The sequence below is a fragment of the Paenibacillus sp. 05T425 genome, from assembly GCF_056396205.1.
In genome coordinates, this window is the sequence record NZ_JBFTLA010000003.1 from 463,143 (window position 1) to 480,334 (window position 17,192).

General features: G+C 48.8%; 19 protein-coding genes and 1 other annotated feature. Of the genes, 17 read left to right on the forward strand and 2 right to left on the reverse strand.

The annotated features are described in order from the left end of the window. Positions 1 to 6: 6 nt before the first annotated feature. From murG to sigG, 10 genes are all read left to right on the forward strand, one after another. Entirely contained in the window at positions 7 to 1,116 is a 1,110-nt protein-coding gene (gene murG, locus AC1DF0_RS08755) for an undecaprenyldiphospho-muramoylpentapeptide beta-N-acetylglucosaminyltransferase (protein ID WP_477573686.1), read from the forward strand. A 203-nt stretch (positions 1,117 to 1,319) separates the two neighbouring features. After that, entirely contained in the window at positions 1,320 to 2,225 is a 906-nt protein-coding gene (gene murB / locus AC1DF0_RS08760; RefSeq protein WP_442051621.1) for a UDP-N-acetylmuramate dehydrogenase, read from the forward strand. Between the two features lie 15 nt (positions 2,226 to 2,240). Then, positions 2,241 to 3,509 carry a UDP-N-acetylglucosamine 1-carboxyvinyltransferase gene (gene murA / locus AC1DF0_RS08765; RefSeq protein ID WP_477573687.1) on the forward strand — a complete coding sequence of 423 codons (1,269 nt, stop codon included), beginning with the start codon at positions 2,241 to 2,243 and terminating at the stop codon, positions 3,507 to 3,509. Between the two features lie 193 nt (positions 3,510 to 3,702). After that, the gene (locus tag AC1DF0_RS08770) at positions 3,703 to 4,461 is read left to right on the forward strand and encodes a cell division protein FtsQ/DivIB (protein WP_442051623.1); all 759 of its coding nucleotides are present in this window, start codon (positions 3,703 to 3,705) and stop codon (positions 4,459 to 4,461) included. Between the two features lie 520 nt (positions 4,462 to 4,981). Then, the gene (gene ftsA / locus AC1DF0_RS08775) at positions 4,982 to 6,226 is read left to right on the forward strand and encodes a cell division protein FtsA (protein WP_442051624.1); all 1,245 of its coding nucleotides are present in this window, start codon (positions 4,982 to 4,984) and stop codon (positions 6,224 to 6,226) included. 115 nt (positions 6,227 to 6,341) lie between these two features. Continuing rightward, positions 6,342 to 7,463: a cell division protein FtsZ gene (gene ftsZ, locus AC1DF0_RS08780; RefSeq protein WP_337098627.1), complete on the forward strand. Its 1,122-nt coding sequence runs from the start codon at positions 6,342 to 6,344 to the stop codon at positions 7,461 to 7,463. 492 nt (positions 7,464 to 7,955) lie between these two features. Further along, positions 7,956 to 8,537, forward strand: coding sequence for a DUF559 domain-containing protein (locus tag AC1DF0_RS08785; protein ID WP_477573688.1), 582 nt, complete (start codon positions 7,956 to 7,958; stop codon positions 8,535 to 8,537). A gap of 317 nt (positions 8,538 to 8,854) precedes the next feature. Continuing rightward, complete coding sequence (gene spoIIGA / locus AC1DF0_RS08790; RefSeq protein WP_477573689.1) at positions 8,855 to 9,766, forward strand: sigma-E processing peptidase SpoIIGA; 912 nt, start codon at positions 8,855 to 8,857, stop codon at positions 9,764 to 9,766. A 42-nt stretch (positions 9,767 to 9,808) separates the two neighbouring features. Continuing rightward, positions 9,809 to 10,531 carry an RNA polymerase sporulation sigma factor SigE gene (sigE, locus tag AC1DF0_RS08795; RefSeq protein ID WP_307203808.1) on the forward strand — a complete coding sequence of 241 codons (723 nt, stop codon included), beginning with the start codon at positions 9,809 to 9,811 and terminating at the stop codon, positions 10,529 to 10,531. Between the two features lie 102 nt (positions 10,532 to 10,633). Next, entirely contained in the window at positions 10,634 to 11,416 is a 783-nt protein-coding gene (gene sigG, locus AC1DF0_RS08800) for an RNA polymerase sporulation sigma factor SigG (protein ID WP_337098630.1), read from the forward strand. A gap of 48 nt (positions 11,417 to 11,464) precedes the next feature. Here sigG and AC1DF0_RS08805 read toward each other — a convergent pair whose 3' ends face one another. Continuing rightward, entirely contained in the window at positions 11,465 to 11,896 is a 432-nt protein-coding gene (locus tag AC1DF0_RS08805; RefSeq protein WP_442051627.1) for a DUF3995 domain-containing protein, read from the reverse strand. Between the two features lie 16 nt (positions 11,897 to 11,912). After that, positions 11,913 to 12,482 carry a TetR/AcrR family transcriptional regulator gene (locus tag AC1DF0_RS08810; RefSeq protein WP_477573690.1) on the reverse strand — a complete coding sequence of 190 codons (570 nt, stop codon included), beginning with the start codon at positions 12,480 to 12,482 and terminating at the stop codon, positions 11,913 to 11,915. Between the two features lie 194 nt (positions 12,483 to 12,676). On the opposite strand from AC1DF0_RS08810, the gene AC1DF0_RS08815 reads away from it, so the two are divergent. From AC1DF0_RS08815 to AC1DF0_RS08845, 7 genes are all read left to right on the forward strand, one after another. Beyond that, positions 12,677 to 12,958 carry a YlmC/YmxH family sporulation protein gene (locus AC1DF0_RS08815; RefSeq protein ID WP_475820405.1) on the forward strand — a complete coding sequence of 94 codons (282 nt, stop codon included), beginning with the start codon at positions 12,677 to 12,679 and terminating at the stop codon, positions 12,956 to 12,958. Between the two features lie 90 nt (positions 12,959 to 13,048). After that, the gene (gene pgeF, locus AC1DF0_RS08820) at positions 13,049 to 13,900 is read left to right on the forward strand and encodes a peptidoglycan editing factor PgeF (protein WP_477573691.1); all 852 of its coding nucleotides are present in this window, start codon (positions 13,049 to 13,051) and stop codon (positions 13,898 to 13,900) included. A 6-nt stretch (positions 13,901 to 13,906) separates the two neighbouring features. Beyond that, the gene (locus AC1DF0_RS08825) at positions 13,907 to 14,632 is read left to right on the forward strand and encodes a YggS family pyridoxal phosphate-dependent enzyme (protein WP_442051631.1); all 726 of its coding nucleotides are present in this window, start codon (positions 13,907 to 13,909) and stop codon (positions 14,630 to 14,632) included. Positions 14,633 to 14,635: 3 nt separating this feature from the next. Next, positions 14,636 to 15,085: a cell division protein SepF gene (locus AC1DF0_RS08830; RefSeq protein ID WP_307203816.1), complete on the forward strand. Its 450-nt coding sequence runs from the start codon at positions 14,636 to 14,638 to the stop codon at positions 15,083 to 15,085. Between the two features lie 11 nt (positions 15,086 to 15,096). After that, positions 15,097 to 15,369 (forward strand): YggT family protein, encoded by a 273-nt coding sequence (locus tag AC1DF0_RS08835; RefSeq protein ID WP_442051650.1) that lies wholly within the window; start codon positions 15,097 to 15,099, stop codon positions 15,367 to 15,369. 17 nt (positions 15,370 to 15,386) lie between these two features. Continuing rightward, positions 15,387 to 16,169: a YlmH family RNA-binding protein gene (locus tag AC1DF0_RS08840; protein ID WP_477573692.1), complete on the forward strand. Its 783-nt coding sequence runs from the start codon at positions 15,387 to 15,389 to the stop codon at positions 16,167 to 16,169. A gap of 95 nt (positions 16,170 to 16,264) precedes the next feature. After that, on the forward strand, positions 16,265 to 16,762 hold the full coding sequence (locus AC1DF0_RS08845) for a DivIVA domain-containing protein (RefSeq protein WP_337098639.1): 498 nt from the start codon (positions 16,265 to 16,267) through the stop codon (positions 16,760 to 16,762). A gap of 77 nt (positions 16,763 to 16,839) precedes the next feature. Then, positions 16,840 to 17,136, forward strand: a binding site (T-box leader). Positions 17,137 to 17,192 lie beyond the last annotated feature (56 nt).

Here is a 17,192-nt window from a genome sequence, read left to right on the forward strand (position 1 = left end):
GTTCATATGCGTATCGTATTGACCGGAGGAGGTACCGGCGGCCATATTTATCCGGCTGTCGCAATCGGCAAGCAAATGCAGCAGGACAATCCGGACACGCAGCTGCTTTATATCGGAACGAACAAAGGAATGGAGAGCCGCATCGTACCAGGGCAAGGAATACCTTTTGAAGCGATAGAGATTACAGGCTTTCGCCGCAAGCTGTCACTCGATAATGTGAAGACGGTGCTGCGGTTCTTAAAAGGCGTCAGACGCTCTAAGGCTCTGCTGCGTAAGTTTAAGCCGGATGTCGTTGTCGGAACGGGCGGTTATGTATGCGGACCCGTAGTGTATGCTGCGGCGAAGCTGGGCATTCCGACGCTCGTTCACGAGCAGAATGCGATTCCCGGCTTAACGAATCAGTTTCTGTCTCGTTACGCGAGCACGATCGGCGTTAGCTTCAAGCAATCGGAGAAGCTGTTCCCGAAGGCGAAGAAGACACTGTATACGGGCAACCCGTGCGCAACGAACGTACTTCGGGCGACGGCAGGCAAAGGCAGGGCGTCGCTAGGCATTCCGCCTCGCAGCCGCTTCGTGCTCGTTGTAGGAGGCAGCCGCGGGGCTAAGGCGCTTAACGAGGCGATGGTCGAGATGGCACCTCAGCTTGGGCAAATACCGGACGTTTATTTCGTCTTCGTGACCGGGGACGGTTATTATGCTTCGACTTCGAGCCGCATTGAAGAAGCTAGTCCAGGCGGTGTTGCTAATGTAAAACTTGTGCCGTACCTGAACAATATGGCAGAGGTGCTAATGGATGCGACGATTGTCGTAAGCCGCTCTGGCGCATCATCGCTGGCGGAGATGACAGCACTTGGCCTGCCGTGTATCTTAATTCCTTCGCCTAACGTAACCAATAACCACCAGGAAGCGAACGCTCGCAGCCTCGTTGACGCGGGAGCGGCCGAGATGATTCTGGAGAAGGATCTAACAGGTTCAGCGCTGCTGAACCGCATTCAGAAGCTGCTGAGGGACGATAAGCTCATGAAACAAATGGCTGAGGCGTCGAAGACGTTTGCTATGCCTAATTCCGCAACGATTATCGCATCGGAGCTGAAGCGGCTGCAAGCGCGCAAGTAAGTAGGCGATTGTCACACAAAAGTACGCATAGGCATAATATACACTATATTCGTGACCATCGCCCAAGCGGCGGATGTCGCAACTATAATCGTGAATCAGCGGGAGTAAGTCGACGCTTACGAAGCAGGTTTTACTTCGTAAAACCTAAGTCCACGCTTACGAAGTAGGTTTTACTTCGTAAAACCTTTTAGGAGGGTCAACCAATGGAAGCAATTAAAGCGGAATTGGAACAAGCCGGCATCGGCGAAGTTCTGTATGATGTGCCGCTATCGAACTATACAACATGGAAAATCGGCGGCCCTGCCGATGTGTTAATTCTACCGGAGAGCAAAGAGCAGCTGATTGCTGCGATCCGGCTGTTGAATAAGCATCGGATAAGCTGGACGAATTTGGGCCGCGGCTCGAATATGCTCGTGAGCGACAAAGGAATTCGCGGTGTTGTGATTAAGCCGAGCGGTGGGTTGGATTTTGTGCGTTTCGACGGTTGCCTTGTAACTGCAGGCGCCGGCTATTCATTCATTAAGCTATCTGTCGTGGCAGGCAAAGAGGGGCTGACAGGTCTAGAGTTCGCGGGGGGAATTCCGGGCACGGTCGGCGGAGCCGTCTACATGAATGCGGGAGCGCACGGATCTGATGTGTCACGTATTTTTAAGTCAGCTGAGATTGTGCTGGAGACAGGAGAATTGGTAACGTACGATCGAGACGACATGAAGTTTTCCTATCGGCATTCGATTTTGCAAGAGCAGAGAGGGTCTGTTGTAGAAGCGACTTTCGAGCTTGCAGAGGGCAATCGCAAGGAAATTTCCGCAGCACTATCCGCTTTCAAGGATAAGCGCCGCCAAACACAGCCGCTACAGATGCCATGTGCAGGCAGCGTATTTCGTAATCCGCCGAATGATTTTGCAGCAAGGCTTATTCAAGAGGCAGGCTTAAAGGGGTATCGCTACGGAGGCGCTCAAGTGTCAGAAGTTCATGCCAATTTCATTGTAAATGCCGGGCAAGCGACTGCTGAAGACGTTCTCGCCCTCATGTCCCATATTCAGAGCACCATAAAAGAGCGCTTCGGCGTGGAACTGGTGCCGGAAGTATTGGTGGTGGGTGAGCGGTAATTCGGAGGTGATACATTGGACAAATTGGTGATTGAAGGTGGGAAACCTCTCTCAGGAACCATAGTTATCCAAGGAGCGAAAAATGCCGCGTTGCCGATATTGGCTGCCAGCTTGCTGGCCGAAGGCACATTTACGATTGAACATGTGCCTGAATTGCTGGATATCGACGTCATGCTGAACATTTTGCGCGAACTGGGATGCCGCGCCGAGCATTCGGGAGATACGGTTGTGCTGGATACAGAGCCCGCTCATACGTCCCATGTGCCGGAATCGTTAATGAAACAAATGCGATCTTCTATTTTCCTAATGGGACCGCTCCTCGCCCGCTTCGGCGAAGCTGAAGTGTATCAGCCGGGAGGCTGCGCAATCGGCGAGAGAAAGATAGACCTTCATTTGCAAGGCTTGCAAGCGCTTGGAGCGGAGATTGAGGAGTTTGGCAACCGGATTGTGTGCCGTGCAGAGAAGCTGCGCGGGGCGGATATTCATCTAAGTTTTCCAAGCGTGGGAGCTACGGAGAACATTATGATGGCCGCTGTCAGGGCCGAAGGCCGGACGACGCTTACGAATGCAGCGCGCGAGCCGGAGATTCAAGATTTGCAACGTTTTCTAAACGCAATGGGTGCGAAAATAATGGGTGCCGGGACAGATACGATAACGATAGAAGGGGTACAGTCGCTTAATCCCTGTCAATATCGTGTCATTCCGGACCGTATCGTGGCAGGTACGATTATGGTTGCGGCAGCCGCAACGCGCGGCCAGGTTACGCTTCAGAACACGCAGCCTGCGCATCTGTCATCGCTAATCCATGTGCTGCGTCGCGCAGGTGTTCAAATTGTTGTCGACGGTGATATAATTAAAGTGGGCTGCGCTACTAGACCGAAGGCGGTTGAGAGAGTTGTTACATCGCCTTATCCGGCATTTCCTACCGATTTACAGTCACAACTGATGGTTCTTCTAACGCTGGCAGACGGTGTCAGCATTATGAAGGAAACGATTTTCGAAGGACGTCTGAAGCATGTCGATGAATTATCGCGCATGGGCGCCGATATTCGCGTCGATATGAATGCGGCTTTCATCCGCGGCGTACCTCGTTTGTATGGCGCAACGGTTGAAGCAACCGATCTGCGCGCAGGCGCTGCGCTTGTTATAGCGGGCTTGGCGGCTCACGGCCGTACGGTCGTGGAGCAGATTCACCACATTGACCGCGGTTACGACAAGATCGAATCGATGTTGACGAGGCTGGGTGCACGTATCTCGCGCTACTCGCCAGTGCCTAATAATTAATAGTATGCAAGCAAGTTCTGAGTTAGAAACGTCCGGCTTCATCCTCCTTTATACTTGATGCGGAGCCGGCGTCTTTGTGTAATGAAACCTGCTATGGCGTCATACGAACGAGAAGATACATGCTCTGAACATGGCCGCTCTTTTGAGAAACGGCTGCGTTTGGAGTTTTTCGCATAGAAAGTAGGGACAAGTTATGAGTGAAAACATGCCGGTCTTAAAAGAGCCAGCCAAGAAACGCAGAGGCAGCCGAAAGCTGCTGATTGTCCTTTTTTTGTTATTCCTCGTATTGCTTGCAGTGCTTTTCTTCAACTCTTCCATCAGCAAAATAGAAGAAGTGCAAATTGTGGGCACGAAGCTGGCCACCAATGCCGAGGTTGCCGGGGCGGCCGCCGTCGCGGCAGGCGACGCTTTTTTCGGGACGACTTCGAGCACGATCGAGAAACGGGTAGAAAAGCTGCCCCAAGTTGAACAAGCAACGGTCAATAAAGTGTTTCCAGGAGTTGTCCAAATTACGGTACAGGAATATCCCATCGTAGCGTTCGAGTTGTCGCCGAAGGGCGAATTAACAGCTCTTTTGTCGAACGGCACGAGCATAGCATCGAAGATAGAAGCGATGCTCGTAGCGGACAAGCCCGTGCTCACCGGATGGGCGGCCAAAGACAAAGTAAAAGTATCGTTGATGAAGCAGCTTGGCAAAATTCCAGTAAAACAGTTGTCCGATCTCTCGGAGATTATTCCTGATCCGTCCAAAGCTTATCCTGACCGCATCAAGATCTATACGCGCACTAAATTCGAAGTGATTACATCCGTTGCCGTTCTGCCGGAGAAGATCGAAGCGCTTAATGCCGTTATTGAGACGCAGGAGCCGGGGCGAATTACGATGCTGCTTGCGGATACGTACGTTCCGTTTAACTTGGGTGATTTGGATGACGAGGAAACGGATTCGGAATAAACATTCGGTTGAAGATCAACCCGTGTGATGAAAGATCACGCTGAATCCGGCATTTTTTCGTACGCGGTACTCGTTTTCAATCATTTGGCACTTGTAAAAGCGCTTAAACATGGCGTAGTAGGAAAAAATAGACTACTCAATAGCTTGAAAGAATGGTAGAATTTTAGTTATCGCATTTATACTCGCTGAAGCTGACTGAAGCAACATGGTGACATGAGCTCTGCAAGGGGCAGCGCTCGTTTGTAAGTGAAATAAGCACCGAAAATTTTGTAGAAAAAAGAGGGAAAATAATAGGCGCGTTGAATATGTAGAAATACCTTGTTTTGAATTATAGGGATGTGCAGGTCTCTGACTTATACACATGTCTATATTTCACCGAATACCGTTTTTGGGTGACGTTCCATTATGAGCGGCTGAAAGACGGTACGAAACGGGAGCTTAGACCGCAAGAGGTCAAAAGCTACCGTATGCGTTTGCAAATGGAAAATTAATTAATAAGTTGAAACGGAGGTGCCGCGGGTTGAGTAACAACGACATCATCGTCAGTTTGGACATCGGTACATCCAAGGTTCGTGCGATCATTGGCGAAGTATCTAACGGAGCCATTAATATTATTGGGGTTGGTTCTGCCGACTCTGAAGGTATTCGCAAGGGAGCAATTGTTGATATTGACCAGACCGTGCAATCGATCCGCAACGCCATCGAGCATGCGGAGCGCATGGTGGGTATTCAAATATCGGATGTCTATGTAGGCATCCAGGGCAACCATATTGCTCTACAGACGAACCGTGGTGTAGTAGCCGTATCCAATGAGGATCGGGAAATTGGTGAAGAGGATATTGAACGCGTGGTACAAGCTGCGAGAGTAGTGGCTTTGCCGCCGGAACGTGAAATTATTAATCTGGTTCCTAAACAATACCTGGTAGATGGTTTGGAAGGCATATCAGATCCGCGCGGTATGATCGGCGTTAGACTCGAAGTCGAAGCAACGATTGTTACAGGGACGAAAACCGCGATACATAACTTAATGCGGTGCGTGGAGAAGGCTGGACTGCGTATATCCGGCGTTATTCTATTGTCTCTTGCTTCTGGGGTCATGTCATTGACCAAGGACGAGAAAATGATTGGCACGGTTCTTACCGATATTGGCGCAGGATCGTGTACGATTGCGATCTACGATCAAGGCGGACTTGCCGCTACTTCAACATTGCCGATCGGCGGAGAATACGTAACTAACGATATAGCATACGGTCTGCGTACGCAGAGTGATCAAGCAGAGAAGATCAAGCTGAAATACGGCTGCGCGAATGTGACCGATGCGGCGGAGGACGTTAAGTTCAAAGTGACCCGCATGGGCAGCAACGCGGAGAAGGAATTTTCGCAGCTTGACCTTGCAAGCATTATTGAACCTAGGATGCAAGAAATATTCCATCTCATTCGGCAAGAGGTTCGCAAGCTGGGATATGGAGACAAAGTCAACGGCTATGTGTTGACAGGCGGTACGGTTTCCATGCCAGGCACGCTAGCGCTCGCTCAGTCCGAGCTCGAATCCAGCGTCCGTATAGCATTGCCGGATTATATTGGTGTAAGGGACCCTGCTTTCAGCAGCGGCGTCGGTATGATCCAATACGTATCGAAGTATATGGGGCCTCGCGGAACAGGAACTGTGAAGAAGCAGACAACCCGCACCAAGGCTGCTCCGGCAACTACATCCAAACCCGGTATGATGGAGCGAATCAAAAATATGTTTAACGAATTTATTTGAAAATATAACATTCTATATGTCATCTAGTATAAGATGCTTATATTTCAACGCGAAACGCAGCTGCGCCGGGTAGAAACGGCTTCTGCCGTTTACGCATGACTGGGGGAAAAGAAGGATGTTGGAATTCGATATCGATCTTGAGCAGTTGGCTCAAATTAAAGTAATCGGCGTTGGCGGCGGCGGAAGCAACGCTGTTAACCGAATGATAGAAAACGGCGTTAAAGGCGTTGAATTTATTACCGTTAACACGGATGCACAGGCGCTACACTTGGCTAAGTCGGAGCACAAGCTGCAAATTGGCGATAAGCTTACACGCGGTCTTGGCGCAGGTGCAAATCCTGATGTTGGTCATAAGGCTGCAGAAGAATCGCGCGAGAGCATTACGAACCAGCTCAAAGGCGCTGACATGGTATTCGTCACAGCTGGCATGGGCGGCGGTACCGGTACGGGAGCTGCTCCTGTCATCGCTGAGATCGCTCGCGAATGCGGTGCTTTGACGGTAGGTGTCGTCACTAGGCCATTCACATTCGAAGGGCGCAAGCGTGCTGGACAATCCGAGCTGGGTATCGAAGCGCTTAAGGAAAAAGTAGATACACTTATCGTTATTCCGAATGATCGCTTGCTAGAGATCGTTGACAAAAAGACTCCGATGCTCGAAGCGTTCCGTGAAGCGGACAACGTGCTTCGTCAAGCTGTACAAGGTATTTCTGATTTGATCCAGGTACCTGGACTTATCAACCTTGACTTTGCCGATATTAAGACGATTATGACTGAGCGCGGTTCGGCGCTTATGGGTATCGGTATTGCTACAGGAGAGAATCGTGCTGCGGAAGCGGCAAAGAAAGCGATTATGAGCCCATTGCTGGAAACGTCCATTGACGGCGCACGCGGCGTTATCATGAACATTACAGGCGGCAGTAACCTATCGCTTTATGAAGTCAATGAAGCAGCTGAGATCGTTACATCTGCTTCTGATCCAGACGTGAACATGATCTTCGGCGCTATCATCGATGAAGATTTGAAAGACGAAATTAAAGTTACGGTAATCGCAACAGGTTTCGAGCACAAGCCGTCGCCATCGCGTCATGCAGCAGCTCAGCCTCAAGCCGTGCAACCGGAAACAAGACAATCGACTGCTAGTTCTAACACGGTTAAGCCATTCGGTACAAGCACTGCGTCGAGCGATCAACTCGAAATTCCTGCCTTTTTGCGCAATCGTCCACGCGGCGACCGCTAATATTACGAAACCCGCTCACTTGGCCCGGCCGAGCGAGCGGTTTTTTTTGTTTTCTAGATATTGCGGTGCCAATTCTATCGACAAACTGGCTGTAAGAGTATATATGTTCTTACAGATAAAGAGTAGCTTATGTTTGTACGCCGTAAGAGCACATATGAACTTACAGAGAAAAAGCGCGTGAATTCTACTCGAAATACCTAGTTTTAAAGGTGTATTAGTGGTTATTAAACAATCATAGAAAGCAAAACTCAAGGTTGTATCTCGAAATTGTATATAGTAAAATTATACAAATAAGTCGTTAGCAGTGAAGAACACCGCTTTCTTGGGACGAATTTTTCGTCCTGTAGAAGCGGTGTTTATTTTTTAGAGAGGTGTTGAAGTGCCATGACAGATTTTCAAAATAGCTATGACTCGTGGATTGCAAAGTGCTTGAAGGAGAAAAAAGGTGAGGACAGAAGATGACTTGGCCATGAACATGGGTATGCTGAAAAGTTGTTTTTGGAGAAGGTTTGGATCCCTGTATTTTATCATTTTGATAGCTTAAATCCTGAGTTTGAAGTTGAAGACTATATTGATGGGAAGCGGTATTTGGATTTCGCCTACATCCGAGATTCACTTCGTCTTGCAATTGAGATTGATGGGTATAAACAACATGCTTCACATGCAACTCGCGCTCAATTTGCTGACTCGTTAATGAGACAAAATCATCTCGTACTTGACGGATGGCGCATATTAAGATTTTCGTTTGATCATATCAATGATAAACCGAGAATGTGCCAGCAGGCTATTCAACAGTTTTTGGGCAATTATTCCGGAGGAACAACAGCCATGCTTGATGGAGTTAATATATTTGAAGCTGAGGTCATTCGTCTAGGATTTCGACCCCAACGTAGCATACGTGTTGCAGATGTATGTGCGAAGATGGAGTTGAACACAAGGAATTCACGAAAATTACTTCGTTCGATGTTGGACAAGCAGCAACTAGTTCACTCCGGTGTGGGGCAAGTAAGGATACGATCATATAGAGTAATCTCTGCATTAATGCTAGACAAAAAAGGATTGCCTTTTCCATAAGTCGATTGTTCCGTGCCGCATGATCACCGTAAGAGCGTATGTGCACTTACGGAGCGAACACAATGGTTACTCATGAGCTGTAAGAACCTATGTGCTCTTACAAAGGTCTTATTGCCTAATCAGCCCATAATATCAACCTCTGCCACCTCTATTTGCCTACGTATTCACTCGCGGATTTTATATACATACTCGACAAAAAAAGATATGTCATGACGTCATGAATAGACAGACTTTGAAATACAATTTTTATATACTAGTGTCAATCGTTCTCTAGGGCGCCAGCTGCAAGGTATGGCAGGAAGGTGGCCAATCTCTACATGTATGTCGATATTATGTTTCTGCGTGAGCTTCTTGTCGATGGTGCTATCTTGCTGACGACGGCCTGGGTTCGGCACCTGAAGCCCCGCCACTGGCGCATCCTTCTAGCTGCTGCTGTCGGAGGCTGCTATGTCATCTTGATGTTTTACCCCCAGCTTAGCTTCATGTTTACGCTTGGCGTCAAGGTCGCGATGTCACTCGTTATGGTGTGGATTGCTTTTGGCTTTGCGACGGTACAACATTATTTGCGCACTGTCGCTGCCTTCTATGCAGTCAACTTTATAGCAGCGGGTGCGATATTAGGTATCTATTATTTACTTATGCAGGGCTCTGGGGAAGTATGGAGGACGATCACATTTGTTAGCGGAAGCATGCATGTTGAGTTGAAAATGGGACTTTTTTATTTTATTGCTGCGTTTTGTATCGGTCTGTATATATACCGTACCGTATTGACGCAAAAACGAGAACGGGAGCTGGTGCATACCCATTTGGCTGCTGTAACGATTACAATCGGTGAACGAACGGAAACCTGTGTCGGCCTTATCGATACAGGCAATCAGCTGTATGATCCGCTTACCCGAACGCCGGTTATGGTGATGGAAGCGTCGGTTTGGGAAGCGGATTTGCCTCCTGCGTGGATGAACAGCATTCGCAGCTCCCAGGTCGATCGGCTCGTAGCCGGTATGGACAGTCAGCCTTTTGTTTGGCAAGATCGGCTTCGTCTCGTTCCGTATCGAGGCGTCAATCGCGGATCGCAATTCATGCTTGCGCTTAAACCGGATCATGTTGAAGTGAACAGGGAAGGACAAGTTTTTGAAACAAGTAAGGTGCTCATCGGACTTGACGGCGGAAAGTTAGCATCTGATGGGGCTTATCAAGCGATCATTCATCCGTCAATGGTTAGAGAATAACGATCGCAAGCTAGCTCATACAATCGGGGAGGGATGGGCCCAATGCTCGTCAAGTGGAAATTGATCCTGCAGTTATACTATTATCGTGTTTTATTTTTATTCGGACTAAAAAGCGATGAGATTTATTATATCGGTGGCAGTGAAGCGCTTCCGCCTCCCTTGACGCGCGAGGAAGAAGAGTATTTGTTAGAGAAGCTGCCTAGCGGCGACTCTGCGATTCGAGCGATGCTGATCGAGCGCAACCTTAGGCTCGTTGTGTATATCGCCCGTAAATTCGAGAATACCGGTATTCATATCGAGGACTTGGTGTCGATCGGCGCTATTGGCCTAATCAAGGCGGTCAACACGTTTGATCCGGAGAAGAAGATCAAACTAGCCACTTATGCATCGCGCTGTATCGAGAATGAAATATTGATGTACTTGCGCCGCAATAGCAAGACGCGCACGGAAGTGTCGTTCGACGAGCCGCTTAATATTGACTGGGACGGCAATGAGCTGCTTTTATCGGACGTTCTCGGGACGGAGAACGATACGATCTACCGTAATATCGAAGAGCAGGTAGACCGCAAGCTGCTTCATAAGGCGCTGGAAAAGCTGTCGGAGCGCGAACGAATTATTATGGAGCTGCGGTTCGGTCTAGCCGATGGCGAGGAGAAAACACAAAAGGATGTTGCCGATCTTCTCGGCATATCGCAATCTTATATTTCTCGACTCGAGAAACGGATAATTAAGCGGCTGCGTAAGGAATTTAACAAAATGGTCTAAATGCAAATCGACATTTGAATGTCGAACGATGTCAGATTAGGAATAAAAAGAGGTCCCGAGGAGATAATGTACAGTAATGTTTCTCCTTGGGAGGTAATCACGTTGACCCGAAATAAAGTCGAGATCTGTGGAGTGGATACCGCGAAACTGCCTGTCCTAACGAATGCCGAAATGCGAGAGCTGTTTACGGCATTGCAAACCCGCAACGAGTGGGCAGCAAGAGAGAAATTGGTTAACGGCAATTTGAGGCTTGTTCTCAGCGTCATACAACGGTTTAACAATAGGGGAGAATTTGTGGACGACTTGTTCCAAGTCGGCTGCATCGGACTTATGAAGGCGATTGATAATTTCGATCTTGGCCAGAACGTCAAATTTTCCACCTATGCCGTACCGATGATTATCGGTGAAATTCGCCGTTACTTGCGTGACAACAATCCGATTCGCGTGTCGCGCAGCCTTCGAGATATTGCCTATAAGGCGCTTCAGGTAAGGGACAGCCTGACGAACAAAAATAGTCGCGAGCCGACGATTTTTGAAATATCCGAAGCGCTGAATGTGCCGAAAGAGGATGTTGTATTCGCGCTTGACGCGATTCAAGATCCGGTATCGCTGTTCGAGCCGATCTACCACGACGGCGGCGATCCGATCTATGTGATGGATCAGATTAGCGATGATCGTAATAAGGATGTATCGTGGATCGAGGAGATCGCGCTGCGTGAAGCGATGCACAAGTTGAATGACAGGGAGAAGATGATCCTGTCGATGCGGTTCTTCGAAGGCAAGACGCAAATGGAAGTTGCCGACGAGATCGGCATATCGCAGGCACAGGTATCGAGGCTTGAGAAGTCGGCGATTCAACAAATGCAGAAGCATGTTAAAACGTGAACAAACGAGCCTGCTCGGGGATATTACTCCCGGCAGGCTCTTTCCAATTCAAGATATCCCGATCATCCACCAAGTCATACCGGCCATCACGAGGCAAAGCGGACTATACACATACGTATCAAGTCGTCCGAAAGGAGAGTTGCGGTACCTTTTGAATAAGCCTAGGTAATGAAATTCCCCGATCGCTCGAATAGCGAACACGATTGCGAGTGCCCATGCCGCCAGTTGCGGAAGCTGCTGAGGACCTATGACGGGAATGAGATTCGCATACATGAGAATAAGCAGAGCTGCTGCCCAGAACAGGACGATGACGGCTCCGATCTCGAAGCGTCCAGGCTTGAATAGCGGCCGACCGCTGCCGTCCCCGCGCGATGGCAAAGCAATTGCCATTCCTTTGCGGCCTCCCAACATCCAATACAGATGAACAGCCCCGATTGCGATCAACAATACACTTACAATGCTGGCAAGAATTGCTTGCATAACGATCACTCCTTCACTAATGATCCGAATCAATCCCAACAAAAGCCAAGAGGAAATCAGCCTGCTCTTCAGCATGATCCTTCGTAATCGTATGAAACTTATTGCGTTCGTACCAGCCAAGATAATAGCTGTACACAAGCTCTGAACTCCGCACTGCCGCCTCTTGCGTTAGTCCGCAGCGAATAAGCAGCTCGCTCATGTACCGAAGTCGTTGCTGTTCCAAATGATGAAGCATTGTACGATAAGAATCCTCGGTTTCTCCCAGCTTACGGAGGTAAAACTGGAAATCACCGCCGCCGTTGAAGCTGAACATCGTAATCATAAGCTCTCGTGCTTGTCTTTGCGGAGGCAGCGACGCCAGTGCCGTATTTCTTGCGATAACGGACGTAGTTGCCCTCTCATGCCACTCGGCGATTATTCGGCTGACATATTGCGAACGGTCTTTAAAATACCAATAGAAGCTCGTTTTGCTGCTTCCCAGCTGTCTCGCGAGCTTCTCGACGACTAGCGCCGACTCGCCTCCTTCCGCGAATTTATCGATACCTAACACAATCCAATCTAGTTCTGATGCGATTTTCTTTGGCATGTTGATGAGTCGGCCTCCCACCGCTTATTGTACGTTATCGTACAATAAATATATCGCATTCATCACCTTATGGAAATATTTGTATCTCCAGGGGCTCGTTTTTTTGCACCAGCAGGACATTTTGGGCATTTGGCTCATATAGTAATAAGAAGACGGTTCGGACGACAAATCCGCTGGAAAAGTGGTGATTGATAGTGAAAATATCTGATTTTCAGACGAAGGACGTTATTAATATAGTGGATGGGAAGAAGCTGGGGCATATATCTGATCTGGAGCTTGATTTGCGCCAGGGACGTATCGATTCTATTGTTGTTCCGCAGTTTACGAAGTTTTTCGGCGTGTTCGGCGGCGGAGGTACGGAGGTTGTCATTCCATGGCGCAATATCGTGAAGATAGGCGCAGACGTCGTGCTTGTTCGTATGGACGACACGAAATCATTGCGAGCAGACGAGGATGATTTGCACGCTCGCTCATAAGGCTGTAAACTGGGCATAAGCGTGATTTATAGCACATATGGCGAATGATAGCGAAATGAAGTATCCTTTGCTGACAGAGGTGACGGACAGATGGAAGCGTTTATGGAAGATCATTCGGCGAAGGGACCTTCGCTTTTTTTGTTGTCTGAATGGAATAGCGATAATTCGAACTTAACGGCAGGTTTCACCGGTCGTAACGGCGGCGTGAGCGGCGGGCAGTGGCATTCGCTTAATGTTGGGCTGCATGTTGGCGATGATGCAGCTGATGTTGTCGCTAATCGGCAGCGGCTAGCAGCGGCCATTGATTGGCCGTTCGAAGCTTGGACTTGTGCTGATCAAGTGCATGGCAACAAGGTATACAAGGTAACTGCTGCAGATAAGGGCAAAGGCAGCTTGTCGCTTGATGATGTAATTAAAGGCTGCGACGCGATTATTACGAATGAACCGAACGTGCTGCTGACCTCGTTTTACGCCGATTGCGTACCGCTATACTTCTATGATCCCGAGCATCAGGCGATAGCGCTCGCTCATGCCGGCTGGAGAGGGACCGTGCAGGGAATTGCCGAGGAAACAATCGCAGCTATGGAGAAGGAGTATGGAACGAAGCGAGAGAAGCTTAAAGCAGCAATTGGACCGGCGATCGACAGCTGCTGCTATGAGGTGGACGGCGTCGTGATCGACCATGTCGAGCGTCTTATTGAGTCGCTCGAGCTTAGCTCTGAACATGCTCAAATCGTTCTGCAAAAAAGCGATAACGGCAAAGCGCACATAAACTTGAAAGAAATAAACCGACAGATTATGATAAAAGCAGGAATTTTGCCGATCCATATCGAATTAACAAAGTGGTGCACGGGCTGCAGACGGGATTTATTTTTTTCCCATCGTATGGAGAACGGCTTAACCGGCCGTATGGCCAGTTGGATCGGCATTCGTGAAAGGTGAGGCGTAATGAGTCATTTATCGGAACGGATCAAGGATGTAGAGCTGCGAATCGAACAGGCATGCCTGAGATCAGGGCGCAGCAAGGAAGAAATCAACGTTATTGCAGTCACGAAATACGTATCCACGGAAACGACACTTGCTGCCGTTAAGCTCGGTCTAGAGCATCTAGGCGAGAATCGATGGCAAAATGCGCGTGACAAGTGGGAGGCGCTGGAAGGCGAAGCCGAGATAGGCAGCATCAGCAAGCCGACCTGGCACTACATCGGATCACTGCAGACGAACAAAGCGAAGGACGTTGTCGGAAAGTTTACATACATTCATTCGCTGGACAGGCTGTCGCTTGCGCAAGCGATCGACAAACAAGCTGCCCAGCTAGGCATCATCGTACCTTGCTTCATTCAAGTTAACGTGTCAGGCGAAGACTCGAAGCATGGGCTTTCGCCGGATCAGCTGTACGAATTCGTGGATGAGCTGACAAAGCTTTCATCGATAAAGCCAATCGGGCTTATGACGATGGCGCCTTTCGAAGCAGAATCCGAAGAGACAAGACCTGTATTCAAAGCGTTAAGAGAGCTGCGAGACGCACTGCACGAGCGCGCTCAAGCAATGAATACGACTAACACGATTACGGAATTATCGATGGGGATGTCCAACGACTTCGAGGTGGCGATAGAAGAAGGAGCAACATGGATCCGCTTAGGCACCGTACTAATAGGTAAAGAGGAGGAATGAGTAATGAGCGTCATGAATCGATTTATGAATTTTCTTGGCTTGCAGGAGGAAGAGGAAGTTGTAGAGCGTGAGAGAATACCGCAGGTGGATGAACAAGAACCTGAAACCTCGCCCTTCGAGACACGTAAAAATACGAAGAGCAATAACGTCGTCAGCATCCATTCGCAGAAAAATGTAAGAGTCGTGCTTAGCGAGCCGCGTTCCTATGACGAAGCGCAGGAAATTGCCGACCATTTGCGTTCGCGCAGGGCCGTCATTGTGAATCTGCAACGCGTTCGGACAGACCTAGCCGTGCGCATTGTTGATTTCCTTAGCGGCACAGTGTACGCTTTAAGCGGCAACATCTCTAAGCTTGGGCCTAATATTTTTCTATGCACGCCGGAATCCGTAGAGATTCAAGGTGCGATAACGGAGATGTTGGCGGAGGAGAACGACTACACTAAAATGAGGTGACCACACAATTTATGAGCGCTGCAGGATTAATTGGAACAATAATCAGCATATACAGCTTCTTGATTATCGGATATGTGCTGTTGTCTTGGTTGCCTAACGCTCGCGAGAGCTTTATCGGCGTATTCTTGGGCAAGCTAGTCGAGCCATACCTTGGTATATTCAGAAGATTTATTCCGCCTATCGGCGGTATGCTAGATATATCGCCAATCGTTGCGATCTTCGCCCTTCGTTTCATCGGGCTTGGACTGACGGCCGTTGTCGATTTTATCTTAGGCATCTTTTAGTAAGGGAATGACTTGTGATGAAGCAAGCCATATATAATCATTTTCACCCCGACGAGAAAGCTTTCGTCGATCGGGCGTTGGAATGGGTTGAGCGGTCCGCACAGCAGCATGAGCTGAAGCGGACCGATTTTTTGGACCCAAGGCAGATTGAAATCGTTACGATGCTCGCCAATCGGAATGCCGACGTAGCTATTCGGTTCGAGGGCGGGTATCCGGAAGCGGAACGGAAACGTGCCATCATCGGCCCATATTATCGGGATTTGGACAGCGAGGAAGCGGGCGTATCCGTATTAGCTGTCAACAGTCCTGCCGGGACGCAGCATGAGCTTGACCATGGCGATTACTTAGGCGCGCTGCTTGGGTTAGGCATTAAACGTGACCGAATCGGCGATATTCATGTACATGAGGACTTTAGTCATATTATCGTTATGGATGAGATTGCCGATTACTTGAATATACACTTGCGTCAAGTGCATCGAGTTAGCGTGTTGACCGATGTGCTTCCATTGTCCGAGCTTAGCACAGTAATACCGAAGCTTGAGGAAATGAGCTTGTCTGTTGCTTCAATGAGACTGGACGGCATTGCAAGCGATGTGTACCGGATTAGCCGTTCCAAGATCGTCGATCCAATAAGGGCAGGCAGATGCAGAGTGAATTGGAAGGCGGAAGAGGATCCGTCGGAGTCGCTTAAGCAAGGCGATGTCGTTTCTTTCAAGGGGCTAGGCAGATTCAAAGTGCTTGAAGTCGACGGTGTGACAAAAAAGGGCAGAATTCGCGTTAAAATTGGCAAATTTATTTAACGGATTGCAGGAATTCAGTCGTCGCTGTCGAAAATGTTCTCAACAAAGGTACAAGCCGGATGCCAGCAATACAAATACCTTGAGGAGGTGCGCCAATGCCGTTAACGCCATTGGACATACATAACAAAGAGTTTGGACGCAGATTACGCGGCTATGACGAGGATGAAGTAAATGAATTTCTCGATCAGGTCATTAAGGACTACGAATCGATCATTCGTGAAAATAAAGAGCTGCAAAATCAAATTCTGAATGTTCAAGAGAAACTAAATCATTTTACGAACATTGAGGAAACGTTAAGCAAGACGATTATCGTAGCGCAGGAAGCTGCGGACGAGGTTCGCAACAATGCGAAGAAGGAAGCGCAGCTCATAATCAAGGAAGCGGAGAAGAACGCCGACCGGATTATTAATGAGTCTCTGTCCAAGTCGCGCAAAGTATCACTGGAGGTAGAGGAGCTCAAGAAGCAAGCCTCGATCTACCGCGCACGTTTCCGTACGCTGGTTGAAGCTCAGCTTGAGCTGCTTAGCCAAGACGGCTGGGATACGCTGGACTCGCAGTCCAGACATGCTGAGATCGAGCTGCAACGCGGATAATCGAACAGATAATTGGGCAACTTAACATTTGACAATGGGCTGTCCGATACGCTATAACTATTAGTAATTGTTATGTTCTAACTTCGTTGACGAGAAAGAGTACGCTTGTCTACCATTCCTCAGAGAGCCGGCGATTGCTGAAAGTCCGGCGAGTGGTCCATGCGGAAAATCATCTCCGAGAAGCGATGCTGAAGTGTGCAGTAAGCATCGACGGCTGTCCCCCGTTATAGGGAACGCGAATGATACGTTCGCGACTAAGGTGCCGCATGATAAGCACGGTCTATAATATAGGCTGCGCTATAATCGGCTTGTCCTAGGCTATACGGGGCAAGAGCGGAACAAGGGTGGTAACGCGAGCAAGCCTCGTCCCTTTTTTACAGGGGACGGGGCTTTATTTTTTTATTAACAGGGTTGACCGAGAGGGAGATGA